General features: G+C 34.8%; 1 protein-coding gene. It reads left to right on the top strand.

All coding sequences use genetic code 11. The features are described 5' to 3' along the window. The coding region (locus tag SB717_RS35255; RefSeq protein WP_410907563.1) for a TatD family hydrolase at positions 1 to 279 on the top strand (279 nt) is incomplete at both ends.

The raw sequence follows: 279 nt of genomic DNA, 5'->3' as shown, positions 1-279 counted from the left end.
GGTTTCATCCAGAGCAACAGATTCATAAAGAAGAGTGTGAACAGATTTATCAACTTATTGAACAGAACGCAGAGGAAATTGTTGCGATTGGTGAAGTAGGTTTGCCCTATTATTTGAGAAAAGAAGATGAAAGAATTGCTGCAGATCCATACATAGCTGTATTGAAAAAATTTATAGAACTAGCTAGTAAGTATAATTTGCCGATTGTATTACACGCAGTTTATGAAGATGCTGACATTGTATGTGATTTGCTAGAGAAATATAAAGTTTCACGTGCAC

It is taken from the genome of Priestia sp. SIMBA_032, assembly GCF_046535215.1.
GTDB lineage: Bacteria > Bacillota > Bacilli > Bacillales > Bacillaceae_H > Priestia > Priestia aryabhattai.
The sequence above is the reverse complement of the archived record's forward strand: the minus strand, read 5'-3'. Positions and strand labels throughout refer to the sequence as shown.